At 60.6% G+C, this 26,129-nt stretch carries 24 protein-coding genes; 14 read left to right on the forward strand and 10 right to left on the reverse strand.

Going from position 1 to position 26,129, the window contains the following annotated elements; translation table 11 throughout:
* Window positions 1-257: 257 nt before the first annotated feature.
* Entirely contained in the window at window positions 258-1,751 is a 1,494-nt protein-coding gene (locus tag TK42_RS06340; RefSeq protein ID WP_032878059.1) for a CoA-acylating methylmalonate-semialdehyde dehydrogenase, read from the reverse strand.
* 39 nt (window positions 1,752-1,790) lie between these two features.
* Window positions 1,791-3,140 carry an aspartate aminotransferase family protein gene (locus TK42_RS06345; protein ID WP_103733860.1) on the reverse strand — a complete coding sequence of 450 codons (1,350 nt, stop codon included), beginning with the start codon at window positions 3,138-3,140 and terminating at the stop codon, window positions 1,791-1,793.
* Between the two features lie 126 nt (window positions 3,141-3,266).
* Here TK42_RS06345 and TK42_RS06350 point away from each other — a divergent pair, with 126 nt between their 5' ends.
* From TK42_RS06350 to TK42_RS06375, 6 genes are all read left to right on the forward strand, one after another.
* Window positions 3,267-4,187 carry a LysR family transcriptional regulator gene (locus TK42_RS06350; protein WP_003188270.1) on the forward strand — a complete coding sequence of 307 codons (921 nt, stop codon included), beginning with the start codon at window positions 3,267-3,269 and terminating at the stop codon, window positions 4,185-4,187.
* Between the two features lie 87 nt (window positions 4,188-4,274).
* Window positions 4,275-5,669 (forward strand): uracil-xanthine permease family protein, encoded by a 1,395-nt coding sequence (locus tag TK42_RS06355; RefSeq protein WP_103733861.1) that lies wholly within the window; start codon window positions 4,275-4,277, stop codon window positions 5,667-5,669.
* An 87-nt stretch (window positions 5,670-5,756) separates the two neighbouring features.
* The gene (locus TK42_RS06360; protein ID WP_005784489.1) at window positions 5,757-6,416 is read left to right on the forward strand and encodes a TetR/AcrR family transcriptional regulator; all 660 of its coding nucleotides are present in this window, start codon (window positions 5,757-5,759) and stop codon (window positions 6,414-6,416) included.
* Between the two features lie 14 nt (window positions 6,417-6,430).
* Entirely contained in the window at window positions 6,431-7,012 is a 582-nt protein-coding gene (locus TK42_RS06365; protein ID WP_032878063.1) for a YigZ family protein, read from the forward strand.
* A 55-nt stretch (window positions 7,013-7,067) separates the two neighbouring features.
* Complete coding sequence (locus TK42_RS06370) at window positions 7,068-7,754, forward strand: SDR family oxidoreductase (protein WP_005784485.1); 687 nt, start codon at window positions 7,068-7,070, stop codon at window positions 7,752-7,754.
* A 244-nt stretch (window positions 7,755-7,998) separates the two neighbouring features.
* Window positions 7,999-9,357, forward strand: coding sequence for an 8-oxoguanine deaminase (locus tag TK42_RS06375; protein WP_078820206.1), 1,359 nt, complete (start codon window positions 7,999-8,001; stop codon window positions 9,355-9,357).
* A gap of 74 nt (window positions 9,358-9,431) precedes the next feature.
* Here the strand turns inward: TK42_RS06375 and TK42_RS06380 are convergent, their stop codons facing one another.
* Entirely contained in the window at window positions 9,432-10,523 is a 1,092-nt protein-coding gene (locus TK42_RS06380; RefSeq protein ID WP_005784481.1) for a calcium:proton antiporter, read from the reverse strand.
* Between the two features lie 193 nt (window positions 10,524-10,716).
* Here TK42_RS06380 and TK42_RS06385 point away from each other — a divergent pair, with 193 nt between their 5' ends.
* On the forward strand, window positions 10,717-11,670 hold the full coding sequence (locus TK42_RS06385; protein WP_005784479.1) for an adenosine deaminase: 954 nt from the start codon (window positions 10,717-10,719) through the stop codon (window positions 11,668-11,670).
* Window positions 11,671-11,746: 76 nt separating this feature from the next.
* Here the strand turns inward: TK42_RS06385 and TK42_RS06390 are convergent, their stop codons facing one another.
* The 3 genes from TK42_RS06390 to TK42_RS06400 all read right to left on the reverse strand — a co-directional run bounded on the left by TK42_RS06390 (window position 11,747) and on the right by TK42_RS06400 (window position 14,968).
* A complete protein-coding gene (locus TK42_RS06390; RefSeq protein ID WP_032878067.1) occupies window positions 11,747-13,117 on the reverse strand; it encodes an MFS transporter in 1,371 nt (456 codons plus the stop codon).
* Between the two features lie 100 nt (window positions 13,118-13,217).
* A complete protein-coding gene (locus tag TK42_RS06395; protein ID WP_032878068.1) occupies window positions 13,218-13,904 on the reverse strand; it encodes a helix-turn-helix transcriptional regulator in 687 nt (228 codons plus the stop codon).
* A gap of 134 nt (window positions 13,905-14,038) precedes the next feature.
* Window positions 14,039-14,968 (reverse strand): LysR family transcriptional regulator, encoded by a 930-nt coding sequence (locus TK42_RS06400; RefSeq protein WP_103733862.1) that lies wholly within the window; start codon window positions 14,966-14,968, stop codon window positions 14,039-14,041.
* Between the two features lie 133 nt (window positions 14,969-15,101).
* Between TK42_RS06400 and TK42_RS06405 the strand changes: the two genes are divergently transcribed.
* Together TK42_RS06405 and TK42_RS06410 are read left to right on the forward strand one after the other, a co-directional pair.
* Window positions 15,102-16,115: a zinc-binding alcohol dehydrogenase family protein gene (locus tag TK42_RS06405; RefSeq protein WP_005784471.1), complete on the forward strand. Its 1,014-nt coding sequence runs from the start codon at window positions 15,102-15,104 to the stop codon at window positions 16,113-16,115.
* A gap of 146 nt (window positions 16,116-16,261) precedes the next feature.
* Window positions 16,262-16,444 carry a hypothetical protein gene (locus tag TK42_RS06410; RefSeq protein WP_032878071.1) on the forward strand — a complete coding sequence of 61 codons (183 nt, stop codon included), beginning with the start codon at window positions 16,262-16,264 and terminating at the stop codon, window positions 16,442-16,444.
* 8 nt (window positions 16,445-16,452) lie between these two features.
* Here the strand turns inward: TK42_RS06410 and TK42_RS06415 are convergent, their stop codons facing one another.
* Both TK42_RS06415 and TK42_RS06420 read right to left on the reverse strand, forming a co-directional pair.
* Window positions 16,453-17,646 (reverse strand): multidrug effflux MFS transporter, encoded by a 1,194-nt coding sequence (locus TK42_RS06415; protein ID WP_032878072.1) that lies wholly within the window; start codon window positions 17,644-17,646, stop codon window positions 16,453-16,455.
* Window positions 17,647-17,734: 88 nt separating this feature from the next.
* Window positions 17,735-17,932 (reverse strand): heavy-metal-associated domain-containing protein, encoded by a 198-nt coding sequence (locus TK42_RS06420; RefSeq protein ID WP_078820204.1) that lies wholly within the window; start codon window positions 17,930-17,932, stop codon window positions 17,735-17,737.
* A 147-nt stretch (window positions 17,933-18,079) separates the two neighbouring features.
* Here TK42_RS06420 and TK42_RS06425 point away from each other — a divergent pair, with 147 nt between their 5' ends.
* The 3 genes from TK42_RS06425 to cueR all read left to right on the forward strand — a co-directional run bounded on the left by TK42_RS06425 (window position 18,080) and on the right by cueR (window position 21,126).
* On the forward strand, window positions 18,080-18,460 hold the full coding sequence (locus tag TK42_RS06425) for a hypothetical protein (protein ID WP_032878074.1): 381 nt from the start codon (window positions 18,080-18,082) through the stop codon (window positions 18,458-18,460).
* Window positions 18,461-18,526: 66 nt separating this feature from the next.
* Window positions 18,527-20,728, forward strand: coding sequence for a cation-translocating P-type ATPase (locus TK42_RS06430; RefSeq protein ID WP_103733863.1), 2,202 nt, complete (start codon window positions 18,527-18,529; stop codon window positions 20,726-20,728).
* Window positions 20,725-21,126 carry a Cu(I)-responsive transcriptional regulator gene (gene cueR / locus TK42_RS06435; RefSeq protein ID WP_003188242.1) on the forward strand — a complete coding sequence of 134 codons (402 nt, stop codon included), beginning with the start codon at window positions 20,725-20,727 and terminating at the stop codon, window positions 21,124-21,126. Before TK42_RS06430 ends, cueR begins: the two co-directional genes overlap by 4 nt.
* Before the next feature lie 128 nt (window positions 21,127-21,254).
* Here the strand turns inward: cueR and TK42_RS06440 are convergent, their stop codons facing one another.
* Together TK42_RS06440 and TK42_RS06445 are read right to left on the reverse strand one after the other, a co-directional pair.
* On the reverse strand, window positions 21,255-22,154 hold the full coding sequence (locus TK42_RS06440; RefSeq protein WP_005784460.1) for a PA4780 family RIO1-like protein kinase: 900 nt from the start codon (window positions 22,152-22,154) through the stop codon (window positions 21,255-21,257).
* Window positions 22,155-22,288: 134 nt separating this feature from the next.
* Window positions 22,289-23,566, reverse strand: a complete 1,278-nt coding sequence (locus tag TK42_RS06445) for an acetyl-CoA C-acetyltransferase (protein WP_078820201.1) — start codon at window positions 23,564-23,566, stop codon at window positions 22,289-22,291.
* Window positions 23,567-23,671: 105 nt separating this feature from the next.
* On the opposite strand from TK42_RS06445, the gene TK42_RS06450 reads away from it, so the two are divergent.
* The gene (locus TK42_RS06450; protein ID WP_032878079.1) at window positions 23,672-25,024 is read left to right on the forward strand and encodes a 3-oxoacyl-ACP reductase; all 1,353 of its coding nucleotides are present in this window, start codon (window positions 23,672-23,674) and stop codon (window positions 25,022-25,024) included.
* A 2-nt stretch (window positions 25,025-25,026) separates the two neighbouring features.
* Window positions 25,027-25,875, forward strand: a complete 849-nt coding sequence (locus TK42_RS06455) for a MaoC/PaaZ C-terminal domain-containing protein (RefSeq protein WP_078820200.1) — start codon at window positions 25,027-25,029, stop codon at window positions 25,873-25,875.
* Window positions 25,876-26,129 lie beyond the last annotated feature (254 nt).

Below are 26,129 nucleotides of genomic sequence, written 5' to 3' on the forward strand. Positions count from 1 at the left end.
GCGTTACACGCTGCTGTCAACACCTCTTTTTCAACTTCCTTTTGGCTTCGATGAACTGAGGCAACTTGTTGCCGAAAACCACGTAACTCATTGTTCACCAAGGAGTTTTCCGTTTCGACTGCGCCGGAAGTGGGGCGAATTATAGGCTTCCAGAATCTGCCGTCAACCTTCTTTTTCACATTTCTGTCATATCGGTCGAAAATGCCTTAGAAACGCGAAAGCCGGCCCCAAGGGGGCCGGCTTTCGCTTATCGAGTCTTATAGACTAGGGAAGGCGAACTGCGACGCTTCATGACTGGCCCGTTGCGGCCAACGCTGAGTGATCGCCTTGCGACGGGTATAGAAACGCACCCCGTCCGGCCCATAGGCGTGCAAGTCGCCAAACAGAGAGCGCTTCCAGCCACCGAAGCTGTGATATGCAACCGGCACCGGCAACGGTACGTTAACCCCTACCATGCCGACCTCAATCTCATCACAGAACAGCCGCGCTGCTTCACCGTCACGCGTGAAGATGCAGGTACCGTTGCCGTATTCATGATCGTTGATCAGTTGCATCGCCGCTTCCAGGCTATCCACCCGGACCACGCACAACACTGGCCCAAAGATCTCTTCTTTATAGATCCGCATCTCGGGGGTAACGCGGTCGAACAGACTGCCGCCAAGGAAAAATCCTTGTTCATGCCCGGCAATGCTCAAGCCGCGACCATCAACGACCAGCTCTGCACCCGCCGAAACACCCTCTTCTATATAGCCACTGACCTTATCTCGTGCCTGCCCCGTCACCAACGGGCCCATATCCAGGCCACAGGAGGTGCCCGCGCCGATCTTCAACGCCTTGACCTGCGGCACCAGCTTAGCGATCAACGCGTCCGCCACCTGGTCGCCCACGCACACCGCCACCGAAATCGCCATGCAACGCTCGCCGCAAGAACCATAAGCCGCGCCCATCAAGGCACTCACGGCGTTGTCCAGGTCTGCATCCGGCATCAGCACCGCATGGTTCTTCGCCCCGCCCAACGCTTGCACACGCTTGCCGCGCTTGGTCGCTTCGCTATAGATGTACTCGGCAATCGGCGTCGAGCCTACAAAGCTCAAGGCTTTAACTTCCGGCGCTTGAATCAATGCGTCCACCGCGCCTTTGTCGCCGTGCACCACACTCAGTACGCCTTTAGGCAGCCCAGCCTCCTGCAACAGTTGCGCGATCAACAACGTAGAACTCGGATCACGCTCCGAAGGTTTGAGGATGAAACAGTTACCGCACACAATCGCCAGCGGGTACATCCACAACGGCACCATCGCCGGGAAGTTGAACGGGGTGATACCCGCCACCACGCCTAGCGGCTGGAAGTCCGACCAGGCATCAATGTTCGGCCCCACGTTGCGGCTGTATTCGCCCTTGAGAATCTCCGGTGCCGAGCACGCGTACTCCACGTTCTCGATCCCACGCTTGAGTTCACCCGCCGCGTCTTCCAGGGTCTTGCCATGCTCCTCACTGATCAACTGCGAGATACGTGCTTCGTTTTGCTCCAGCAACTGCTTGAAACGGAACATCACCTGGGCACGCTTGGCCGGAGGCGTATTGCGCCAGGCCGGAAACGCCGCCTTGGCTGAGTCAATCGCCTGTTGAATGGTTTCACGGCTGGCCAACGGCACCTGGTGAATCACCTGGCCGGTAGACGGGTTATAGACGTCGGCACTACGACCGCTGTCGTTGACCAGCTCACCGTTGATCAAATGCTGGATAAGGCTCATGCAGGGCTCCTGAAAAATTGTTCTATATAGAAGGAGAAATCAGTCGATCTTGTTCAGCACTTCGCCGACCGCGTCAAACAGACGGTCCAGGTCCTGCGGCTTGCTGTTGAAGGTTGGCCCGAACTGCAGGGTGTCGCCGCCAAAACGCACATAGAAACCGGCCTTCCACAATGCCATGCCGGCCTCGAATGGACGCACGATGGCATCCCCATCACGCGGGGCAATCTGGATAGCACCGGCCAGGCCGTAGTTGCGAATGTCGATCACATTCTTGCTGCCCTTCAAACCGTGCAGCGCATTCTCAAAGTGCGGTGCGACTTCGGCTACGCTCTGCACCAGGTTTTCTTTCTGCAACAGGTCCAATGCCGCCAAGCCCGCCGCGCAAGCCACCGGGTGCGCCGAGTAGGTGTAGCCGTGGGGGAATTCCACGGCGTATTCCGGCGTCGCCTGGTTCATGAAGGTCTGGTAGATCTCGCTGCTGGCGATCACCGCGCCCATCGGAATAGCGCCATTGGTGACCTGCTTGGCGATACACATCAGGTCTGGGGTCACGCCAAAACTGTCGGCACCGAACATTGAGCCGGTACGGCCGAAGCCTGTGATCACTTCGTCGAACACCAACAGGATATTGTGCTGGTCGCAAATTTCGCGCAGGCGCTTGAGATAACCCTGCGGTGGCACCAATACGCCAGCGGAGCCGGCCATCGGCTCGACAAACACGGCGGCAATATTCGACGCGTCATGCAGCTCGATCAGTTTGAGCAACTCATCGGCCAAGGCAATACCGCCCTGCTCCGGCATGCCCCGGGAGAAGGCGTTGCTGGTCAGCAAGGTGTGAGGCAGGTGGTCGACATCCATCATCGCCTGGCCAAACAGCTTACGGTTACCGTTCACACCGCCCAGGCTGGTACCAGCGATGTTCACACCGTGGTAACCACGGGCGCGACCAATCATCTTGGTCTTGGTGGCCTGACCTTTGAGGCGCCAGTAGGCCCGCACCATCTTCACCGCCGTATCGGCACATTCAGAGCCCGAATCGGTGAAGAACACATGATTCAGGTTGCCTGGGGTCAGGTCGGTGATCTTTTCCGCCAACTGAAAGGACAACGGATGACCGTATTGGAAGCCTGGGGAGTAGTCCAAGGTGCCCAATTGCTTGGCGACCGCCTCCTGGATTTCCTTGCGCGTATGCCCGGCGCCACAGGTCCACAGGCCCGACAACGAATCATAGACCTTGCGCCCCTTGTCATCGGTCAACCAACTGCCTTCAGCGGCCACGATCAGGCGCGGGTCGCGCTGGAAGTTGCGGTTGGCGGTGTAGGGCATCCAGTGCGCATCCAGCTTGAGTTGGCTGGCCAGGGTCGATGGGGCGTTTTCGGGCATGTTCATCAGCAAAACCTCGCAAGGCAAAAGGCAGCGTCGGGATTGAAAAAGCTTAGTTGCAGCTAAATTGCCACGGGGATAAAGTCGGTGAAATCCAACTCTTCTAACCTTCAGTCAGGACTTCACTAAACTATGAGCAGCCGTCGTCCCGACCCTTTGGCCCAAGTCAGCGACTTCGACATTCGCTTGCTGCGCATCTTTCGCAGCGTGGTGGAATGCGGCGGCTTCTCGGCGGCAGAGACCGTGCTCGGCATCGGCCGCTCGGCCATCAGCCAGCAGATGAGCGACCTGGAGCAGCGGCTCGGCCTCAGACTTTGCCAACGCGGCCGCGCCGGTTTTTCCCTGACGGAGGAAGGCCGCGAGGTTTATCAGTCAGCCCTGCAATTGTTGAGCGCCCTGGAAAGCTTTCGCACCGAGGTCAACGGCCTGCACCAGCATTTGCGCGGCGAGTTGATCATCGGCCTCACCGACAACCTCGTCACCCTGCCGCATATGCGCATCACCCACGCACTGGCGCAGTTGAAGGAGCGCGGCCCGGACGTGCAGATCCAGATCCGCATGATCGCCCCCAATGAAGTAGAACAAGGTGTACTTGATGGCCGTCTGCATGTCGGCGTGGTGCCCCAGGCCAGCGCCCTGTCGGGTCTGGAATACCAACCGCTGTACAGCGAGCGCTCACTGCTTTATTGCGCGGTCGGGCACCCGCTGTTTTATGCCGACAACAAACAACTCGATGACGAGCGCATCGATAGCCAGGACGCCATCGCCCCTACCTTTCGCCTCCCCGCAGAGATCCAGGCCCACTACCAGGCGCTCAACTGCACGGCCAGCGCTTCGGACCGTGAAGGCATGGCGTTCCTGATCCTCACTGGCCGCTATATCGGCTACTTGCCCGATCACTACGCCAGCCTGTGGGTGCAACAAGGCCGACTGCGCGCGCTGAAACCGGCTACACGTTTTTACGATTTGAGCCTGGCATCGGTCACGCGCAAAGGCCGGCGCCCTCATTTGGTGCTGGAAAGTTTCCTTGAAAGCCTGGCCGCGACGCGCTAACTCGGGCCTCACGCAAAAAGCTGAGCACATGGACAGCTTTTTGCAAGGCACAAGGACCTTGAACCGTCCGCCTCGAGTCTACCCGCCATGCCACCAGAATCTGCCAGCCCCAGCGACCTGATCTACGGCCTCAACGATCGCCCCAAACCACTGCCGGCTCTATTGGCAGCACTACAACATGTGCTGGCGGCGTTCGTCGGCATCATTACTCCGCCGCTGATCATCGGCTCCACGCTCGGCCTCACCGCCCACCTGCCCTATCTGATCAGCATGGCGCTGATGGTGTCCGGTGTAGGCACGTTCATCCAGGCACGCAGGCCGTATGGTATCGGCGCCGGTATGATCTGCCTGCAAGGCACTAGCTTTGCGTTTCTCGGCGCGGTGTTGGCGGCAGGCTTTCTAGTCAAGCAACGCGGCGGCAGCCCGGAAGACATTCTGGCGATGATCTTCGGCGTGTGCTTCTTCGGCGCGGCGGTACAGATCGTGTTGAGCCGCTTCATTGGCCAACTGCGTCGTGTCATCACCCCCCTTGTAACGGGGATCGTCATCACGTTGATCGGCATCAGCCTGATCAAAGTGGGGATTACCGACCTCGGCGGCGGTTTTAATGCGCCAGACTTCGGCGCCCCTGCGAACCTGGCACTCGGCCTGTTCGTGGTACTGACAATCATCCTGCTCAACCGCTCCAATACCCCGTGGGTACGCTTGAGCGCCATTATCATCGGCCTGGCCCTGGGGAGCCTCGCGGCGTGGTTCAGCGGTAAATTGGTGCCCCAAGCCCTGCCCGACTTGCCCTTGATCAGCCTGCCGATGCCGTTCCGATTTGGTTTCAACTTTGACTGGAGCGCTTTCCTGCCGATTGCGCTGATTTATCTGATCAGCAGCATCGAAACCGTCGGCGACCTCACGGCCAATTGCATGATCGCCCGCCAACCCATCAGCGGTGCATCTTATATAAGCCGGCTCAAGGGCGGCGTGCTGGGCGATGGCGTGAGCTGCATGATTGCCGCCACCTTCAGCGCGTTCCCCAACACCACCTTTGCCCAGAACAATGGCGTGATCCAGCTCACCGGCGTGGCCAGCCGTTACGTCGGTTTGTATATCGGTGTGCTGCTGTTCTGTCTGGGCCTGTTTCCATTGATCGGCGCCGTACTGCAGCAAATCCCCAAGCCGGTGCTGGGCGGCGCGACCCTGGTGATGTTCGGCAGCGTGGCCGCCGCCGGCGTGCGTATCCTCGCCCAGGCGCCGCTGGATCGACGCAGCATGTTGATCATTGCCACCTCGTTTGGCGTCGGCCTGGGTATCGCCGCTCAACCCAACTTGCTGCACCTGATGCCGACACTGATACAGAACCTGTTCGACTCGGCCATCACCAGCGGCGGCCTCACCGCCATCGTATTGTGCCTGTTGCTGCCGGAAGCCAAGGTGAGTACATGCGCTACAAACCCAACAGCGCAAAGCGAAAGCCTGGAGCCGCTTTGACGGTTTTATTGCATCGGGACTTGTCTGAGGCTTGAGGGTGGGTTATCTGTGCACACGTCGCCTTTATCGATCAGCACGGAAACCTCCATGAGCCTCGAAGTTCCTGCCCACAGCAACCACGCCGGTAAACCCGCCAGCCGCATTCGGCAAAAGAACGAACAAGCTATTCTCCAGGCTGCTGAAGATGAATTCGCCCGCCATGGCTACAAAGGCACCAGCATGAACACCATCGCTGCCAGTGCCGGGCTGCCCAAGGCCAACTTGCACTACTACTTCACCAACAAGCTGGGCCTGTATATCGCGGTGCTCAGCAATATCCTCGAATTATGGGACAGCACCTTCAACGCGTTGACCGCCGAGGATGACCCGGCCGTGGCGCTTGCGCGCTACATCCGCACCAAGATGGAGTTCTCGCGGCGCCAACCACAAGCCTCGCGGATCTTCGCCATGGAGATCATCAGCGGCGGCGAATGCCTCACCGAATATTTCGGTCAGGACTATCGCGCCTGGTTCAGTGGCCGAGCCGCGGTGTTCCAGGCGTGGATCGACGCTGGCAAAATGGACCCCGTCGATCCCGTGCACTTGATCTTCCTGCTGTGGGGCAGCACCCAGCACTACGCCGACTTCGCCACCCAGATCTGCCGCGTCACCGGTCGCACCAAGCTGACCAAGCAGGACATGGAAGACGCCGGCACCAACCTGATCCATATCATTCTCAAAGGCTGCGGCATCAAGCCGGCCCTATAAAAACGAAGCGAGTTATGTCTTTTACGCTGACAGGCTTTTGTGAGTTTCGTGAAGAAATACGCAAAAGCCGCTTTATCACCTTGGCGGTGCCGATCACCAGCCCGCAGGACGCCCAGGCGTTTTTCGAGCAGCACAGCGACCTGAACGCCACGCACAACTGCTGGGCCTGGAAGCTGGGCGATCAATACCGCAGCAACGACGACGGCGAACCCGGTGGCACCGCCGGGCGACCGATCCTCGCGGCTATCGAGGCCCAGGGGTTCGATCAGGTCGCGGTGCTGGTGATCCGCTGGTACGGCGGCATTCAATTGGGTACGGGCGGACTCGCCCGTGCCTACGGTGGTGGCGCAAACAAATGCCTGCAAAATGCCGAGCGTATCGAACTGATCAGCCGTGTGCCCCTGAGCTGCGCCTGTGGGTTCTCCGAGCTGAACCTGGTGAAGCTGCGCGTCGCCGAACTCGGCGGTTTAGTGCTGGAAGAAACCTTCACCGCCAACGGCGTGGAGCTACACCTTGCGCTGGCAGGGGCACACATCGACACCCTGCAAACCCAGCTCGCCGACCTGAGCCGTGGGCGCATCCTGCTGCAACGCTGAAACTGCTACTGTTAGGTGCTGAACTCCCTGAACCGCGACTTCAAAGGAAGCCTTCATGTCTACGCCAAAAACCGCACTGATCATCGGCGCCTCGCGCGGGCTGGGCCTTGGCCTGGTCAAGCAACTGCTCCAGGATGGCTGGGACGTCACCGCCACCGTGCGTGATCCGCACAAGGCCGATGCCCTCAAAGCCGTGGGCCCGGTGCAGATCGAGAAATTGGATATGGATGATCAGCAAGCCGTGATCGCCCTGGCCCAACGCTTGAAAGACCGCACCTTCGACCTGCTGTTCGTCAACGCTGGCGTCAAGGGCCCGGCGAACCAGGAGCCAGGCCACGCCACCCTCGCAGAGGTCGGCCAGCTGTTTTTCACCAACGCCGTGGCGCCGATCAACCTGGCCCAGCGCTTTGTCGGGCAGATCCGCAAAGACACCGGCGTGCTGGCGTTCATGAGTTCGGTGCTGGGCAGCGTGACCATTCCCGACGGTTCGGACCTGGCGCTGTACAAGGCCAGCAAGGCTGCCCTCAACTCAATGACCAACAGCTTTATCACCCAGTTGGGCGACCACAAGCCGACGGTTCTGTCGCTGCATCCGGGCTGGGTGAAAACCGACATGGGCGGAGAGAACGCACATATCGACGTCGACACCAGCGTGCGCGGCCTGGTGGATCAAGTAAATGCCTACACCGGCAAGGGCGGCCATCACTTCGTGGACTACAAGGGCGACACCATCGCCTGGTAAATACACCGATCAACCTGTGGAAGGGGGCTTGCTCCCGATGGCTGAGTGTCAGTCAATGCTGTGTGGACTGGTCCACCGCTATCGGGAGCAAGCCCCCCTCCCACTCTGTACCTACTCCTACAGCTAGACCCCGTAATGAACTACACGTAATCTAGCCCCCTCGCCCTCCCCGGCGACCCTGGATCAGCAGACAGGGCAACACTGAGCTGGCAAACCTGAACCCATCATTCAGAGGAGCCGGCCAATGCCTGCGACCCGTATCTGGTTAAAAAACCCCCTCGCGATTTTCACTGCCAATGGCCTCGACGCCCGTGGCGGCCTGGTGCTGCAAGACGGTGTGATCACCGAATTACTGGCCCAGGGCCAAGAACCGGCACAACCCTGCACGCAGGTGTTCGATGCTCGCGAACATGTGGTCCTGCCCGGGCTGATCAACACTCACCATCATTTCTATCAAACCCTCACCCGCGCCTGGGGCCCGGTGGTCAACCAGCCGCTGTTTCCCTGGCTGAAAACGCTGTACCCGGTATGGGCGCGGCTTACCCCGGAAAAACTCGCCCTGGCCAGCAAAGTCGCCCTGGCTGAATTGCTGCTGTCGGGCTGCACCACGGCGGCCGACCACCACTACCTGTTCCCCGATGGTTTGGAAAACGCCATTGATGTGCAGGTAGCCAGCGTGCGCGAACTGGGGATGCGCGCCATGCTCACCCGCGGCTCCATGAGCCTGGGCGAAGCCGATGGCGGCCTGCCACCGCAGCAGACCGTGCAACAAGGCCAGGTCATTCTTGACGACAGCCAGCGCCTGATCCGCGAATATCACGAGCGGGGTGACGGCGCGCAGATTCAGATTGCCCTGGCTCCGTGCTCGCCGTTTTCCGTCACCCCCGAGATCATGCAAGCCAGCGCCGAATTGGCCAACCGCCTGGATGTGCGCCTGCATACCCACTTGGCGGAAACCCTCGACGAAGAAGACTTCTGCCTGCAACGCTTCGGCCTGCGTACCGTGGATTATCTCGACAGCGTCGGCTGGCTCGGCCCACGCACCTGGCTGGCCCACGGCATTCACTTCAACCCGGATGAAATCGCACGCCTGGGTGCCGCCGGTACGGGGATCTGCCACTGCCCAAGCTCCAACATGCGCCTGGCTTCCGGTATCTGCCCGACCCTGGACCTGCTTGCCGCCGGCGCGCCCATCGGGCTGGGCGTGGACGGCTCGGCGTCCAACGATGCCTCGAACATGATCCTTGAAGCGCGTCAGGCCCTGTACATTCAGCGCCTGCGTTATGGCGCAGAAAAGATCACCCCAGAAGGCGTGCTGGGCTGGGCAACCAAAGGTTCGGCACAGTTGCTGGGCCGAACGGACATCGGTGAATTGGCCGTAGGCAAGCAGGCTGACCTGGCATTGTTCAAACTTGATGAACTGCGCTTCTCCGGTAGCCACGATCCAATTTCAGCGCTGCTGTTGTGCGGTGCAGATCGGGCGGATCGAGTGATGATCGGCGGCCAGTGGCGGGTGATCGACGGCCAAGTCGAAGGCCTGGACCTGAAAGGCTTGATCGCCGATCACACCCAGGCGGCTCGCCAACTCATCGCCGGCACCTGAGCCAGACGCCGATCAAAATGTGGGAGGGGGGCCTGCTCGCTCCCACATTGGGTCTACGGCGTCATCAACAACAGTTACAGCCCCAGCAGCGACAACATGATAAAAGTCGCAAACAACACAAAATGAGTCATCCCTTCAATGGCATTCGTCTCGCCATCGTTGAGGTTGATCGCGCTGACAATCAGCGTGATAAACACCATCACCGTCTGCACCGGCGTCATCGCCATCTGGAACGGCTGGCCGCTATAGAGCGCCATGGCTTCCATCACCGGCACCGTCAGGATCACCGTAGACAACGAAGCACCCAACGCAATATTCACCACCGACTGCATACGGTTGGCCAATGCAGCGCGCAATGCCGTCAGAATCTCTGGCGCGGCCGAGATAGCCGCCACCACAATCGCCGTGATCACCGGCGGCGCGCCCGTGCCTTCCAGGCCCAGATCCAGGGTTTTGGACATCACCTCGGCCAACGCGCCAATCACAATCACGCCAAACACCAACGTGCCTATCGAGAACGCGAGGTTAACGGGCGGTGTGTGTTCTTCTTCGGTTGATTTCTTGCGGCGTTTTTCCGGGTAGCTGTAGCTGAAGAAATAACTGTGTGGGCCTACCTGCATCCTCAGGAACAAGGTGTAGAGCACCACCATCGCGCCAATGGTGAAGGCCGAGTAAATTTTCCAATCGGCCTCGGGGATAAATTCCGGTACCACCATCGACACGCCCATGGCGGTGAGGATCATCACGCTGTAGGTGCGCGCTGAGTCATCGTTGTAGGACTGTTCCCCATGCTTGATGCCCCCCATCAAGGCGGCCAGGCCGAGAATACCGTTGATATCCAGCATCACCGCCGAGTAAATGGTATCGCGCACCAGGGTGGGCGATGGCTCGTTGCTCATCATGATCGCCAGGATCACCACTTCCACCAACACGGCCGCGAGGGTCAGGATCATGGTGCCGTAGGGGTCGCCAACCTTTTCTGCCAACTGCTCGGCGTGGTGGGCTACGCGCATTGAGGCCATTACGATAAACGCAATCAGCGCAGCACCGGCCAGCAGGGCCACCAGTTGCCCACTGTGGAGCATCCAGTGCTCCAGCGGATAAGCCGCAATGGCGGCAATCAGCGCCAGCAGCATGAATTTTTCTTGCTTGAGGTGTGTGAGCATTACGGGCCTTTTCGTGCAGCGAATCAGTCATTGATGGGGTACAGACTGCGCCAAGCCGCTAACGTTTCGTTACACCTTAGTTCACCTCACCCTTGCGTGAGTGACACAAATACTCTCCTGCTGGTCAGGTTTTGCCGATTATTTCAGCCATGGCCTGTAGAATGCCGCCATTGCACCTGATGAGATTTTAACTATGTACGATTGGCTCAACGCCCTGCCCAAGGCTGAACTGCACCTGCACCTGGAGGGTTCGCTGGAGCCTGAGTTGCTGTTCGCCCTGGCCGAGCGCAACAAGATTGCGCTGCCGTGGAACGACGTCGACACCCTGCGCAAGGCCTACGCCTTCAACAACCTGCAAGAGTTTCTCGACCTATATTACAAAGGTGCCGATGTGCTACGCACGTCCCAGGATTTCTACGACCTGACCTGGGCCTACCTGCTGCGCTGCAAAGCCCAAAACGTGATCCACACCGAACCGTTCTTCGATCCACAAACCCACACCGACCGTGGCATCCCGTTCGAAGTCGTGCTGAACGGCATCGCCGCTGCGCTTAAAGATGGCGAGCAGCAACTGGGCATCACCAGCGGCTTGATCCTCAGCTTCCTGCGCCACCTGAGCGAAGCCGAGGCCGAGAAAACTCTCGACCAGGCCCTGCCGTTCCGTGACGCGTTCGTAGCCGTGGGCCTGGACAGCTCAGAAATGGGTCACCCGCCGAGCAAGTTCCAGCGCGTGTTCGATCGTGCCCGCCACGAAGGCTTCCTCACCGTCGCCCACGCCGGCGAAGAAGGCCCGCCCGAGTACATCTGGGAAGCGCTCGACCTGCTGAAAATCCAGCGTATCGACCACGGCGTGCGTGCCATTGAAGATGAACGCTTGATGCAGCGCATCATCGACGAACAGATCCCGCTGACGGTATGCCCGCTGTCCAACACCAAACTCTGCGTGTTCGACGACATGGCCCAGCACAACATCCTCGACATGCTCGAACGTGGCGTGAAAGTCACCGTGAACTCGGACGACCCGGCCTACTTCGGCGGTTATGTCACCGAGAACTTCCACGCGCTGCATACCTCCCTGGGCATGACCCAGGACCAGGCCAAACGCCTGGCGCAGAACAGCCTGGATGCGCGGCTCGTAAAGCCATAACCGGCCATCATTGAACGAATGCAGGCTAAATGTGGGAGGGGGCAAGCCCCCTCCCACATAGGTTTTGCGCTGACCTTTAGATTTGGGTGAGCTCTTCCAGCGTCTTGCCCTTGGTCTCCATCCCGAACACCCACACCACCAGCGCCGCCACGGCAAAGCACAACGCCCCCAAGGCAAATACCCCGCCCTGCCCGGTTATCGGAAATACCAACCCGGTCACCAACGGCCCCAGCAACGAGCCTACGCGGCCAATTGCTGACGCAAATCCGGAACCTGTAGCTCGCGCCGAAGTGGGATATAGCTCCGGCGTGTAGGTGTACAGCACCGCCCACATGCCAAACAGGAAAAACTGCATCAACAACCCGGAGGTGATCAGCAGGGCCACATTGCCGCCAAACACAGCACTTTGCCCATACAGAAACGCCATCACCCCGCCACCCAGCAGCGTCACGACGCACACCGGTTTACGCCCCCAGCGCTCGACCAGCCAGGCCGCCATCAAAAAGCCGGGGATCCCGCCCAGGGAAATGATCACCGTGTAATACACCGACTGGGTCACGGCGAAACCCGATTGCTGCAATAGCGCGCTCAACCACGACGTCAGCCCGTAGAACCCGAGCAAGGCAAAGAACCACACGCTCCAGATCATCATCGTGCGTTGGCGGTACTGCGCCGACCACAGCTGCTGGAACGCGGAAAAGAATGTACCCGGCGTACTCTCTACCCATGGCAGGGCCATCGGCTCCGGCAAATCGGCGCGGCCCAGGGAGTCGCGTACCTTCTGCTCGATACCCAGCAATACCTTGTCCGCCGCTTCGTGGCGCCCGGCCTGTTCCAGCCAACGCGGCGACTCTGGAATAAAGAAGCGGATGGCCAACACAAACACCGCCGGTACCGCCAACACCAGGAAGATGTCGCGCCAACCAATCACCGGCAGCAAAAAGTACGACAGCACCCCGGCGGCTACAAAGCCCAACGGCCAGAAACCATCCATCAACGCAATGTAACGCCCGCGCCGTTTGGCGGGAATCAACTCCGACAGCATCGACTGAGCAATAGGAAACTCCATGCCCATGCCAATGCCCAACAGGATCCGAAACAACGTCAACGCCTCCACCGTCTGCGCCGTGGAGCAGAGGTAACTGGCAACGCCCCACAACACGATGCTCCACTGAAACACCGGTTTGCGCCCAAAGCGATCCGCGAGCATTCCAGAAAGAGAAGCACCCACCACCATGCCGAAAAAACTCGAACTGGCCAGCAACCCGGCCTGGGCCGTGCTCAAGCCAAACTCGGTTTTGATCGAGCCCAACAGAAAGGTCATCATTGCCAAGTCCATGGAGTCGAAGAAAAACGCCAAGGCAATGATGATGAAGATGACTCGGTGGTAACCGCTGATGGGCAACCGTTCCAGCCGCTGTGCTGCGCTATAACCCTGCCTGACCATGCCGCATCCCCCCGTATGAAAAATCCCCTTGGCGAGTGTGCGGCATCGTTTGTCCTGGCTATTGCTGGATGCGACCTGATTGCAGCTCTGAACGACGCGCTTAACGTGCCGCCAGCCGGCTGATCTCCCTGAGCCCTGCCTCGTTGACTGACAAGGCACGCGACTCGTTGATCACGCTGATCCAGTTGGCCTGCAGAAACAGCTGCATCAACCCCGCCCCCAATGCTCCGCCCAGATGCGGTTGCTGCTGGCTCCAGTCGAAACAGTCGCACACCAGCGGCGCTGCCAGGGCCTGGATAAAAATCCCCAGGTCCGCCAAATGCTGCGCGCCCTTGACCGTAACCTCGGTACGCTGCTCATGGCGCTCGAACCATCCGGCCTCAAGCATCCGTTGATACAACTGCGCCGCCAACTCGCCGCCGAGATGGCCGTGACACCAGCGGGCACGGCGCAACAACTGCGGTGCCATCAGTGCCGGCGGCAAGGCTTGCGGTGTGCTGCGCGCCGCGCTGGCCATGGTGGTGCTGGCCAGCGCATCAATGGCGGCACTCACATCCGCAGCCGCCACGCGAAACAAGCGCTTGCCACGTCGGGCCTCGGTCCGCAGCAAACCGCTGCCGGTCAGCCGCGCCAAATGGGCATTGGCCGACGCCGGCGACAACCCGGCCAGCGTTGCCAGCTCTTCTGAAGACTTCGCCGAACCGTCCATCAGGGCCCAGAGCATGGCCGTGCGTTTGGGCTCGGCAAGCAAGCTGGCGATCTGACTGATGCAAGGTGCTGCTTCCATGTATTCACTCCCTGTAAGACCATTTTTCTGCTGCGGTTGACGCCAAAGTATAGGTGCGCACGCAGCAGGTTCCGCGGCCTCCGACAGCTCGGATCAGGACAGGGTATGAGTGAAATTTCCGATCATTACGCAGGCTATTGCCCAGTCGCCGTTCGCCCCGGTCGTTGCGCCGTCAAGATCGCACAGCGGGACACGAGCATCTCCCGCAGCAGATTGATGGGTTTGCTCAATTGCGCACGATGGGCACATAGCAAGTTGAGCGGTGTGCGCTCGCCCTGCAGCTGCGGCAGGATCAAACGCAAGCGCCCGGCCAGCACGTCGGTGCTGATATCCAACCAGGATTTGTAAGCGATGCCCATGCCCGCCACCGCCCAGCGCCGCACCACATCGGCGTCATCACTGAACCGGTCACCACTGACTGTCAGGCTCACGTGGCGCTTGCCGTCATAAAACCCCCAATGGTCATGCACCCGGCTGCCGAGCATGTACAGCAGGCAATTGTGCTGGGCCAGTTGCTCCAGATGCTGGGGTTCGCCATGCCGGGCGAGGTAGCTCGGCGCGGCGCACAGCACACGAATATTGTCCGGGGCGATGGGCAGAGCCACCAGGCTGGAATCTTCGGGTTCACCATAGCGCAGGGCTATGTCCACTGGCTGGCGGAACAGGTCGGCAATGCGATCGCCCAGCAACAGGCGCACGTTCAGTTGCGGGTGTTGCTGCTGGAACTCATCCAGCCACGGCAACAGCTGGTTGCGACCAAAATCCGACGGCGCCGACAATTGCAGCACGCCGCTCACATGATCCTGGCCACTGGCCAATAAGCGCCGGCCATCGTCCAGCGCACTTAATGACGCACGCGCATATTCCAGGAAGCCCTCGCCTTCGGCAGTCAGGCGCAGGCTGCGGGTGGAGCGCGCCAGCAAACGCGTGCCCAGCTGTTGTTCGATACGCTTGAGCGCGGCGCTGGCCACTGCCGGTGACAGGTCCATCACCCGTGCCGCCGCCGACAGGCTGCCCAGGTCCGCAGCACGTACAAACAACTGCAAATCATCAAAACGCAGCATGGAATTCCGCCAATTATCAAAATTTGGTTGAAACAGACTGCTGTTTTAGCCGCTTTTATCTGCGTAGGAAATAGCCAATCATCTGCCCATCCCGTTCTTAGCTATATCACTCAGACCTTTTACCGGAGCCCTCATGAAAGCCATTGCCTACTACACGTCATTGCCGATCAACGACCCAAAATCCCTGCAAGATATAGAGCTGCCGGAGCCCGTGGCCGGCCCGCGCGACCTGCTGGTGGAAGTCAAAGCCATCTCGGTCAACCCGGTGGACACCAAGGTGCGCCACAACGTCGCCCCGGAAAATGGCGACGCCAAGGTGTTGGGCTGGGACGTGGCCGGTGTGGTCAAGGCGGTCGGCAGCGATGTGACGCTGTTCAAAGCCGGTGACAAGGTGTTCTACGCCGGCTCCCTGGTGCGCCCAGGCGGCAACAGCGAACTGCATACGGTCGATGAACGCATCGTCGGCCATATGCCCAAAAGCCTGGGGTTTGCCGAAGCGGCCGCGCTGCCGTTGACCGCCATCACCGCGTGGGAGCTGCTGTTTGAACGTTTGCAAATACCCGAAGGCAAGGAAGATCACGGCCAGAGCCTGCTGATCGTCGGCGCTGCCGGCGGCGTGGGGTCGATCCTGACCCAACTGGCCAACCAACTCACGGCGCTGAAAGTCATCGGTACCGCCTCGCGCCCCGAGACTCAGGAATGGGCCAAAGCCTTGGGCGCCCACGTAGTGATCGACCACAGTCAGCCGCTGAGCGAAGCGCTAAAACAGGCAGGCCTTGGGCAAGTGACCCACGTCGCCAGCCTGACCCAAACCGAGCATCACCTGGATCAACTGGTGGAAGCGCTGCAACCCCAAGGCAAGCTGGCGTTGATCGACGACCCCAAGGCGCTGGATGTAAGCAAGCTCAAGCGCAAGAGCCTGTCGCTGCACTGGGAGTTCATGTACACCCGCTCGATGTTCGAGACCCCCGACATGATCGAGCAGCACAACCTGCTTAACCGCGTGGCCGATCTGATCGACGCCGGCACCCTGAAAACCACGGTGGGCGAGCATTTCGGTGTGATCAATGCAGCCAATGTGCGCCGTGCCCACGCACTGCTGGAAAGCGGCAAGGCCAAGGGCAAGATCGTGCTGGAAGGGTTCTGAAAAAACGACTGTCAGTGTCGTCCGTTATTCATGTAAGTAATGGACGACACCATTAGTCTGAGAGTTGACCCTTGTCATATTTTTAAGGGGATTCGGGTTTATATTGGCCGCCTTTGCCACGAGTCTTTTACGCGAGGAAGTCAGCAATGAAGATCCTGATAAAAGCGTCAGCAAAATCCCCAGGCAGCCAATGGCAGGTTCGTCTCGACGGCGAAGCCATCACCTTCCGCAGTGAAGCCGAGGCCCGCGCCTTTGTTGACACCCTGCAAGCGCGGATACAGGCCCCCCACCGTTTCCCCCTCGTCCAGCAGCGCTCTGCCGCTGGCTGACCCGTCTATCAGACCTGCGCCTGCGTGGCCCTTGCCCGTTGCAGGCGCTGGGTCGACATTGCAATCGTTACCGCCAGCACGCCGCACAAGCTGATGACCATGGCCATCGGCATCGCCGTACCATCATGCAACACGCCGACCAGCGACGCCGCACCCGCCGCCACGCCGAACTGGATACACCCGAGCAACGCCGAGGCACTGCCCGCCCGTGCGCCTTGCCCGCTCATGGCACAGGCCGAGGTGTTCGGCAAAATGCAGCCCAGGCTGGCGATGCAGATAAACAGCGGCACCAGCAACGGCCACAGCGCCTCAGTACGCAGCGCGGCAATCCCCAGCAGCGTCAACGCTGCCGCCACGTAGACCCACACCGTACGCGACAGCAAAAACGCCGGGCCACGCTTGGCCAGCAACCGCGCATTCAACTGCGCCACCAGGATAAAGCCGGCTGCGTTGGAACCGAACAGCCAGCCGTAATGCTCGGCAGGCACGCCGTAGAGTTTGATAAATACGAAGGGGGAGCCGGCGATGTAGGCAAACATCCCGGCAATCGAGATGCCGCCAGTCAAGGCATAGCCCAGGTACACGCGGTCCGACAACAGCGAGCCGTAGCGGCGCAACGAACCAGACAATGGCTGGCGCGGCTGATCGGCCGGGAAGGTTTCCGGCAACCCGACTGCCACGGCGATAGCCGCCATCACGCTGAACAACGACAGTGCCAGGAAAATCGACTGCCAGCCCCACACCCCGACCATCAGCCCACCTGCCAATGGCGCAAGGATCGGCGCCAGGCCGGTGACCAGCATCAGTTGCGAATACACCTTGGCCGAGCCCACTGCGTCGCACTTGTCACTGACCACCGCCCGGGAAATCACCATGCCCGCACAACCGCCAAGGGCCTGCACGAAACGCGCGCCGATCAGCCACTCCAGCGACGGCGCGTAGGCACAGGCGAAGGATGCGAGAGTAAACAAGGTGACGCCGCTGAGCAGCGGCACGCGCCGACCGAAACGGTCAGCCAGCGGGCCGTAGATCAATTGACCGATAGCCAGGCCGGCGAAATACACCGCCAAGGTTAACTGGATATGTTTTTCGTCAGTGGCAAAGGCCGTGGCCATGGCAGGAAAGCCCGGCAGGTAGAAGTCGATCGCCAACGGCGCGAAGGCGCTCAAGGCGCCCAGAATCAGGATTATGCGAAGGTTCATCAGACACCCAAGTGAGTCGGCAGCTCGACAGTCTAGCCGCGCTTGGGTGCCGTGAACATTACGTTAGGTCGCTAACGATCAGAAAAAATCACACCAGTTTGGCGGTGTAGCCCTCCTCGGTGATCAGTTGGATGACCTTATCCGAGGGCAGACTGCTTGCCACGCGCACTTCTTTAGCGCCCAAATCTACTTCGACACTCGCTGCCGGGTCCTGGCTCTGTACCGCCTGGGTCACTGATCGAACGCAATGGCCGCAGGTCATTCCTTCAACATTGAATATTTGCATGACATGACTCCTTTGATGAGGTTGAACCCAGTCTCAAGCTTGCCATGATGGCAAGGTCAAGTTTCAAAAAAATCGGCCGGGCTGGTATTCGCAGGCGACGTCGGCCAAGCTTCAACTTTCCTCGCTGTGAACCATGGAGCATTCGCCATGCGCTGGTCGTTTTTTGCCCTTGCCGGCCTGATGAGCTTGTCTGCCGCTGCGCCCCAGGCTCTCGCCGCTGAAGATTATGCGGTGCTGATCATTTCCCGCGAACGCCTGGAAGTACCCACCAATTGCGAAATTGGCCTGTATCTTCAGGACCAACTGGCCGGACGCCTGTTCCAGGAACAAGCCACCTCGTTCAATCTGCCCGCAGGTAACGTGTCGCTGCGCCTCAAGCTATTGCCAGGCCAGTCCCCGGGCTGCCAGCCAGGGATGCTGGCGCCGGCGGCGCAGAACATTACGTTGAAAGCCGGTGATGTCCGCAAATTGCGTATTGCCCAGGGCCAGGACGGCATGTACCTCAAACCTGCCGCATTGGAATACTGAAGACGCTTGACCTTCCCCACAGGTTAAGGTTGATCCTAGTGGCAACTTCTTCTGGAGGACTGCCCCATGAATGGATCCACCACATTTGACTTGCCCATCGGCGGCATGACCTGCGCCAGCTGTGCCGGCCGCGTCGAACGCGCGCTGGGCAAGGTGCCGGGGGTGCAACGCGTGAGCGTCAACCTGGCCAACGAACGCGCCCATATCGAAGTGCTCGGCCCGATGGATGCCAGCGTGTTGATCGCCGCAGTCGACAAGGCCGGCTACACCGCCACCCTGCCACAAAGCGAAACCGCCACCGAAGCCGACCAGGCCGGGCGCCTGCGCCGCGAACGCTGGGCGCTGGTGGCGGGGATTGTGCTGGCGCTGCCCCTGGTGCTGCCGATGCTGGTAGAACCCTTCGGCCTGCACTGGATGCTCCCGGCCTGGATACAGTTTGCCCTGGCTACACCGGTGCAATTTATTCTGGGTGCGCGCTTTTACGTCGCCGCGTGGAAAGCCGTACGCTCCGGCGCCGGCAATATGGACCTGCTGGTGGCGATCGGCACCAGCGCCGGCTACGGCCTGAGTATCTATGAATGGCTCACCGCCGCCCCAGGCGTGACGCCGCACCTGTACTTCGAAGCCTCAGCGGTGGTCATCGCTCTGGTGCTGCTGGGCAAATACCTGGAAAGCCGCGCCAAGCGCCAGACCGCCAGCGCCATCCGCGCTCTTGAAGCCTTGCGTCCGGAACGGGCGATCCGCGTGCTGGATGGCCGCGAAGAAGACGTCGCGATCAATGCCTTGAAGCACGGTGACCTGGTGCTGGTCAAACCCGGCGAACGCTTCCCGGTAGACGGCGAGGTGGTGGAAGGCCAAAGCCATGCCGATGAAGCGCTGATCAGCGGCGAAAGCCTGCCGGTGCCGAAACAGCCCGGCGACCCGGTCACCGGTGGTGCCATCAACGGTGAAGGCCGTTTGCTGGTGCGCACCCTGGCCCTGGGCGCGGAGAGCGTGCTGGCGCGCATCATCCGCCTGGTCGAAGACGCCCAGGCCGCCAAGGCACCGATCCAGAAACTGGTGGATAAAGTCAGCCAGGTGTTCGTACCGGCCGTGTTGGTATTGGCACTGATCACCGTAGTGGGCTGGTGGTTGTATGGCGCATCGCTGGAAACCGCGATCATCAATGCGGTCGCCGTGCTGGTGATCGCCTGCCCTTGTGCCCTGGGCCTGGCCACGCCGACCGCGATCATGGCCGGCACCGGCGTCGCAGCACGCCACGGTATTCTGATCAAGGATGCCGAAGCCCTGGAACGCGCCCATGCCGTGAGCGCCGTAGTGTTCGACAAGACCGGCACCCTGACCTCCGGCGCGCCAAAAATTGCGCATCTGGCGGCGGTGGACGGCGATGAATCCCTCTTATTGCAACAGGCCGGCGCCTTGCAACGCGGCAGTGAACACCCGCTGGCCAAAGCCGTGCTGGATGCCTGCCAAGAGAAAGGTCTGGACGTGGCCGATGTGAGCGCCAGCCAATCCCTGACCGGACGCGGCATTGCCGGTACGCTGGACGGTCGCCCACTGGCGCTTGGCAATCGACGCCTGCTGGAGGAAACCGGTCTGGACGCAGGCGATTTGGCTCAGCGTGCCAAGGAATGGGAAGCCGAAGGCCGCACCTTGTCCTGGCTGATCGAGCAAGGTGCGCAACCGCGTGTGCTGGGCCTGTTTGCGTTTGGCGACACCCTCAAGCCCGGCGCACTTGAGGCGGTGCAACAACTCAAGGCGCAGCACATCAGCAGCCACCTGATTACCGGCGATAACCACGGCAGTGCACGGGTCGTTGCGCAGGCGTTGGGGATCGATGACGTGCACGCCGAAGTGCTGCCGGCTTACAAAGCTGCCGCCGTTGCCGAGCTGAAAAAAACCGGGGTGGTGGCCATGGTGGGCGACGGTATCAATGATGCCCCGGCGCTGGCCGCTGCCGATATCGGCATTGCCATGGGCGGCGGCACCGACGTGGCCATGCACGCCGCCGGTATCACCCTGATGCGCGGCGACCCGCGCCTGGTGCCGGCCGCGCTGGAGATCAGCCGCAAGACCTATGCAAAAATTCGACAGAATCTGTTCTGGGCCTTTGTGTATAACTTGATCGGCATTCCCCTGGCCGCCTTCGGCCTGCTCAACCCGGTACTGGCTGGGGCTGCCATGGCCTTGTCCAGCGTCAGCGTGGTGAGCAATGCACTGCTGTTGAAAACCTGGAAACCCAAGGACCTGGAGGATCAACGCCCATGAACATCGGCCAAGCCGCCCGCACCAGCGGGCTGAGTGCAAAGATGATTCGCTACTACGAATCCATCGGCCTGCTGAAAACGGCCCATCGCACCGATAGCGGCTACCGTGTGTATGGCCACGACGACCTGCACACCCTGACGTTTATCAAGCGCTCGCGGGACCTGGGGTTTTCATTGGAAGAGGTCGGCAAGCTGCTGACCTTGTGGGAAGACCGGCAGCGGGCCAGCGCCGACGTAAAAGCCCTGGCGCGCCAGCACATAGACGAGCTCAACCACAAGATTCGCGAGTTGGGGCAACTGCGCGACACCCTGCAGGACCTGATGGAGCACTGCCAGGGCGATCATCGGCCCGATTGCCCGATACTCAAGGAGTTGGCGGCGGGGAACTGCTGCGCCTGACCGGATAAACACAAAACCCAATGTGGGAGCTGGCTTGCCTGCGATAGCATCACCTCGGTGTCACTGATACACCAAGGGGTCTGCATCGCAGGCAAGCCAGCTCCCACATTGGAACGCGCCGTTTTGAGTTACTGCATCCAAGGCGGCGGCGGTGGCTCGTCCGGCACTTTGCTCGGTGGCGCATCGTCTGCCGCGCGAATCGCCTGGCGACGCTCTTCATCCAGCCGCGCCGCTTCGATTTCGCGGATCACACCGCCTACGTCCGCCAGCTCTTCCGGTTCGTCGAACTCACCGGTCAACACACTGGCCGGGTGCAAGGTGCCGGCTTCGTAAAGCGCCCACATTTCCTTGGCGTACTTGGTCTTCTTCAGCTCCGGGGCAAAGCGTCCAAAGTAGGAAGCCATGTTGCCCACGTCCCGCTCCAGCATGTTGAAGGCGTGGTTGTTGCCCGCCGCATCCACTGCCTGGGGCAGGTCGATGATCACCGGGCCCGTCGGCGTAAGCAGTACGTTGAACTCGGAAAGGTCACCATGCACCAGGCCGGTGCACAACATCAGCACGATCTGCGAGATCAGAAAGGCGTGGTACTCGCGCGCCTGGTCCGGCTCCAGCACCACGTCATTCAGGCGCGGCGCCGCATCACCGTACTCGTCGGCCACCAGCTCCATCAACAGCACGCCCTCAAGGAAGTCGTACGGCTTGGGCACGCGAACGCCCGCACCGGCGAGGCGGAACAGCGCCGCCACTTCGGCGTTCTGCCAGGCATCTTCGGTTTCTTTCTTGCCGAACTTGGAGCCCTTGGCCATGGCCCGGGCCTGGCGGCTGTTACGGACCTTTCGGCCTTCCTGGTATTCGGCCGCCTGACGAAAACTTCGTTTGTTCGCCTCCTTGTAAACCTTCGCGCAACGCAATTCGTTGCCGCAGCGCACCACATAAACAGCTGCTTCTTTACCACTCATGAGTGGGCGCAGCACTTCGTCGACCAGACCGTCTTCGATCAGGGGTTCAATGCGTTTAGGAGTCTTCATCAGCTTTTATTGTGGGTCCTGTATTACCAAACACGCGTGTGGCACTCGTTATACGGCAATCAGCTCGCCGGTGGGAGAGGCTACCGACCTCTGACCCCTTCAGAATGCATGCAATGGGCCAATTTTTTTGGCAATCAGCGTTCGATAATCGCTGTCACCCCTTGGCCGCCAGCAGCACAGATCGAAATCAACCCCCGCCCTTTGCCCGCCGCATCCAGCAACTTGGCGAGGTTGGCAACGATGCGCCCGCCGGTGGCGGCAAATGGATGGCCTGCCGCCAAAGAACTGCCCTTGACATTGAGCCGGCTGCGATCGATAGCCCCCAACGGAGCATCCAGGCCCAGGCGCGTCTTGCAGTAATCGGCGTCTTCCCACGCCTTGAGCGTGCACAACACCTGGGCAGCAAAGGCTTCGTGGATCTCGTAGTAATCAAAATCCTGCAAGGTCAGGCCATTGCGGGCCAGCAAGCGCGGCACCGCATACACCGGCGCCATCAACAGGCCCTCGGCACCGTTGACGAAATCCACCGCCGCCGCTTCGCCATCACGCAGGTACGCAAGAATCGGCAGCCCCCGCTCCTTGGCCCACGCTTCACTGCCGAGCAGCACCAGGGAGGCCCCATCGGTCAGCGGCGTAGAGTTTCCGGCGGTCAGCGTGCCCTTTTCGCTACGCTCGAAGGCCGGCTTGAGGGCGGCGAGTTTTTCCAGGGTCAGGTCCGGGCGCAGGTTGTTGTCACGGGTGAGGCCGAGAAACGGCGTGAGCAAATCGTTGTGCCAGCCTTCGGCGTAAGACGCGGCCATCTTTTGATGACTCTCCAGCGCCAGCTGGTCTTGGTCGGCACGCGGGATCTGCCAGGTCTGGGCCATCAGTTCGCAGTGTTGGCCCATGGACAGCCCAGTGCGCGGTTCGCCATTGCGCGGCAGTTCCGGCTTGAGGTGCTGGGGACGAAGTTGTAACAGAATTTTTAATTTGTCTGCCATGGATTTGCTGCGGTTGGCTTTGAGCAGCAGCTTGCGTAGCCCTTCATTCACGCCAATCGGTGCATCGGACGTGGTGTCCACCCCGCCGGCAATGCCGCACTCGATCTGGCCCAGCGCGATTTTGTTGGCCACCAGCAACGCCGCTTCCAGGCCGGTGCCACAGGCTTGCTGGATGTCGTACGCGGGGGTCTGCGGCGACAACCGCGAGCCGAGCACGCATTCGCGCGTCAGGTTGAAATCGCGGGAATGCTTGAGCACCGCGCCGGCGGCCACCTCGCCCATGCGCAGGCCATGCAGGTTGTAGCGCTCGATCAGGCCCTCCAGGGCGGCGGTGAGCATCGCCTGGTTACTCGCCGTGGCGTAAGGGCCATTGGAACGGGCGAAAGGAATGCGGTTACCGCCAATGATCGCCACTCGGCGCAATTGAGTCATGAAAAGCTCCCTCTGTCGGTTATGGGCTTGATCACTGAGCCTAGTCGAACGACTGCTACCCTGGGATGGTCAACCCTTTGAACCCCAGCCTTCGGAGAGCGTTCCATGTCTGACCGTTATATCGACTTCGCCAACTCAAGCCTCGGCCATCGCCTGGTCGCCGCCATTGGCCTGCCGTCACCGGTACGCTTGGAACGCTGGCAAGCCGGACGCCTGCGCCCGGTCGAAGGCGCACTGTTGCTGGGCGGCGGCGCATTGACGAGCAAGGTGCTGGCGTTTGCCAATCGGCTCACCGACGCCATCTACAGCTACGGCGCAGAAGCCTCGACGGCATCCGTGTGGATTCCCGGGCACGGCCCCAAGCTCAAGGCGGTGGTGTTCGACGCCAGTGACTTGAAGCACACCGACCAACTCAAGCAACTGCGTGAGTTCTTCCAGCCATTGCTGAAAAACCTAGACCATAGCGCGCACCTGGTGATCCTCGGCCGTGCGCCGGAAAGCCTCAGCGACCCGTTTGCCGCCAGCGCCCAGCGCGCCCTGGAAGGATTCAGCCGCTCGCTGGCCAAGGAACTGCGCAGCGGTGGCGTGTTGCAGTTGCTGTATGTGGGTGACGGGGCCGAGGACCAATTAGAGGGCGCGCTGCGGTTTTTCCTCTCGCCCAAAAGCGCTTACATTTCTGGCCAAGTCATTCGCCTGTCAGCCTGCGACACCCCGGTCGAAGACTGGACGCGCCCGCTGGCGGGGCGCAAGGCGCTGGTCACTGGCGCCGCCCGGGGCATCGGTGCGTCCATCGCCGAAACCCTGGCCCGCGACGGTGCCGAGGTGATTTTGCTCGATGTGCCCCAGGCCAAGGCCGACCTCGAAGCCCTGGCCGCACGCCTGAATGCGCGTACGGTGGTGCTGGATATCTGCGCCGAAGACGCCGCCAGCCAGTTGGTCGAACACTTGCCCGACGGGCTCGATATCCTGGTGCACAACGCCGGCATCACCCGTGACAAAACCCTGGCCAACATGACGCCCGAATACTGGGACGCAGTGCTGGCGGTGAATCTCAATGCTCCGCAAGTGCTGACCAAGGCCCTGCTCGACAGCGGCACTCTGCACGACAACGCACGGGTCGTGCTGCTGGCGTCCATCAGTGGCATCGCCGGCAATCGTGGGCAAACCAACTATGCCGCGAGCAAGGCCGGTTTGATCGGCCTGGCCCAGGCATGGGCGCCCCTTTTGAAGCAACGCGGGATCAGCATCAACGCCGTGGCGCCGGGCTTTATCGAAACCCAGATGACCGCACACATCCCGTTTGCCCTGCGTGAGGCCGGGCGACGCATGAGTTCACTTGGCCAGGGTGGCATGCCACAGGACGTGGCCGAAGCCGTGGCCTGGCTCGGCCAGCCGGGCTCCGGTGCCGTCAGCGGCCAGGCGCTGCGTGTGTGTGGGCAAAGTCTTCTGGGAGCATAAGCATGCAATGGCAAACCTTGGACAGCACACCGTCGCTACTCCCGCTGTACTGGCGTGCGGCACTCAAGCGCAAGATCACCGGCAGCACGTTGCCCGAACGCGGCTGGCGCTGTCGGGTCAGCGTCGATCCCAAGGCCGTCGCGGCGTACCGCAAGGTCTGCGGGTTCACCGACAGCCCGATGCTGCCAGCGACTTACCCGCACATCCTGGCGTTCGGTCTGCAACTGCAACTGCTGACCGACAAGGCGTTTCCGTTTCCGCTGTTGGGGCTGGTCCACCTGAGCAATCGCATCCGCATTCACCGGCCTCTGGGCGGCGTGGGAGAGCTGAGCATCGGTGTGTACGCGCACAACCTACAGCCCCACGCCAAGGGCGCGACCTTTGACATTGCGACCGTGGTCGAAGATGCCCTTGGACTGCTATGGGAAGCCGAAAGCCAGATGCTCTGTCGTGGCGTAAAGCTTGAAGGCGAATCGCTGAATAACAGCGTGCACGTCCCAGGGCCGCTCAACGAACTGACCCGCTGGAAAGCGCCCACCGATATCGGTCGCCGCTATGCCCGCGTGTCCGGCGATTACAACCCCATCCATCTCAGTGCGCCGACGGCCAAGCTGTTCGGTTTTCCCCAAGCCATCGCCCATGGGCTGTGGAACAAGGCCCGCACGCTCGCGGCGCTGGGAGAACACCTGCCGGCCGCCAATATTGAAATCAATGTCGAGTTCAGGAAACCCGTGCGCCTGCCCGGTGAAGTGATATTGATGAGCAGCGCAGCCGGTTCCAGTGGCGAGTTGGAACTTAAAGGGCCGGGCGGCATTGAGCATATGTTCGGAAAGTGGCAGCCGATCGCCTAAAAAATCCGATTAATTGTATATATACACCCAAAGTTATAGCGGACCTTACGAGGTCCGCTTATTTATTCAACCTTTTGATTTACATCACCTAAATTTCAGTAAGCATCCTTGCCATACACCCTTTGTATTAGTCGCTAAGTTGACCGATGCCTAGGGTATATAAATTGTTAATACCAAGTTGAGCGTTGTGCGAAAGAGTGCCATGGCCTGAGATAGAACCACGGACAAATCTATTGCTGCCCCAAGAAGTAGCG

The sequence above is a fragment of the Pseudomonas sp. GZJR-8 genome (genome assembly GCF_002916705.1).
Classification (GTDB): Bacteria; Pseudomonadota; Gammaproteobacteria; order Pseudomonadales; family Pseudomonadaceae; genus Aquipseudomonas; species Aquipseudomonas synxantha_A.

Coding starts and splice junctions, on each gene's coding strand:
- TK42_RS06340 (WP_032878059.1), bottom strand. CDS start 1,751: ATGAGCCTTATCCAGCATTTGATCAACGGTGAGCTGGTCAACGACAGC.
- TK42_RS06345 (WP_103733860.1), bottom strand. CDS start 3,140: ATGAACATGCCCGAAAACGCCCCATCGACCCTGGCCAGCCAACTCAAG.
- TK42_RS06350 (WP_003188270.1), top strand. CDS start 3,267: ATGAGCAGCCGTCGTCCCGACCCTTTGGCCCAAGTCAGCGACTTCGAC.
- TK42_RS06355 (WP_103733861.1), top strand. CDS start 4,275: ATGCCACCAGAATCTGCCAGCCCCAGCGACCTGATCTACGGCCTCAAC.
- TK42_RS06360 (WP_005784489.1), top strand. CDS start 5,757: ATGAGCCTCGAAGTTCCTGCCCACAGCAACCACGCCGGTAAACCCGCC.
- TK42_RS06365 (WP_032878063.1), top strand. CDS start 6,431: ATGTCTTTTACGCTGACAGGCTTTTGTGAGTTTCGTGAAGAAATACGC.
- TK42_RS06370 (WP_005784485.1), top strand. CDS start 7,068: ATGTCTACGCCAAAAACCGCACTGATCATCGGCGCCTCGCGCGGGCTG.
- TK42_RS06375 (WP_078820206.1), top strand. CDS start 7,999: ATGCCTGCGACCCGTATCTGGTTAAAAAACCCCCTCGCGATTTTCACT.
- TK42_RS06380 (WP_005784481.1), bottom strand. CDS start 10,523: ATGCTCACACACCTCAAGCAAGAAAAATTCATGCTGCTGGCGCTGATT.
- TK42_RS06385 (WP_005784479.1), top strand. CDS start 10,717: ATGTACGATTGGCTCAACGCCCTGCCCAAGGCTGAACTGCACCTGCAC.
- TK42_RS06390 (WP_032878067.1), bottom strand. CDS start 13,117: ATGGTCAGGCAGGGTTATAGCGCAGCACAGCGGCTGGAACGGTTGCCC.
- TK42_RS06395 (WP_032878068.1), bottom strand. CDS start 13,904: ATGGAAGCAGCACCTTGCATCAGTCAGATCGCCAGCTTGCTTGCCGAG.
- TK42_RS06400 (WP_103733862.1), bottom strand. CDS start 14,968: ATGCTGCGTTTTGATGATTTGCAGTTGTTTGTACGTGCTGCGGACCTG.
- TK42_RS06405 (WP_005784471.1), top strand. CDS start 15,102: ATGAAAGCCATTGCCTACTACACGTCATTGCCGATCAACGACCCAAAA.
- TK42_RS06410 (WP_032878071.1), top strand. CDS start 16,262: ATGAAGATCCTGATAAAAGCGTCAGCAAAATCCCCAGGCAGCCAATGG.
- TK42_RS06415 (WP_032878072.1), bottom strand. CDS start 17,646: ATGAACCTTCGCATAATCCTGATTCTGGGCGCCTTGAGCGCCTTCGCG.
- TK42_RS06420 (WP_078820204.1), bottom strand. CDS start 17,932: ATGCAAATATTCAATGTTGAAGGAATGACCTGCGGCCATTGCGTTCGA.
- TK42_RS06425 (WP_032878074.1), top strand. CDS start 18,080: ATGCGCTGGTCGTTTTTTGCCCTTGCCGGCCTGATGAGCTTGTCTGCC.
- TK42_RS06430 (WP_103733863.1), top strand. CDS start 18,527: ATGAATGGATCCACCACATTTGACTTGCCCATCGGCGGCATGACCTGC.
- cueR (WP_003188242.1), top strand. CDS start 20,725: ATGAACATCGGCCAAGCCGCCCGCACCAGCGGGCTGAGTGCAAAGATG.
- TK42_RS06440 (WP_005784460.1), bottom strand. CDS start 22,154: ATGAAGACTCCTAAACGCATTGAACCCCTGATCGAAGACGGTCTGGTC.
- TK42_RS06445 (WP_078820201.1), bottom strand. CDS start 23,566: ATGACTCAATTGCGCCGAGTGGCGATCATTGGCGGTAACCGCATTCCT.
- TK42_RS06450 (WP_032878079.1), top strand. CDS start 23,672: ATGTCTGACCGTTATATCGACTTCGCCAACTCAAGCCTCGGCCATCGC.
- TK42_RS06455 (WP_078820200.1), top strand. CDS start 25,027: ATGCAATGGCAAACCTTGGACAGCACACCGTCGCTACTCCCGCTGTAC.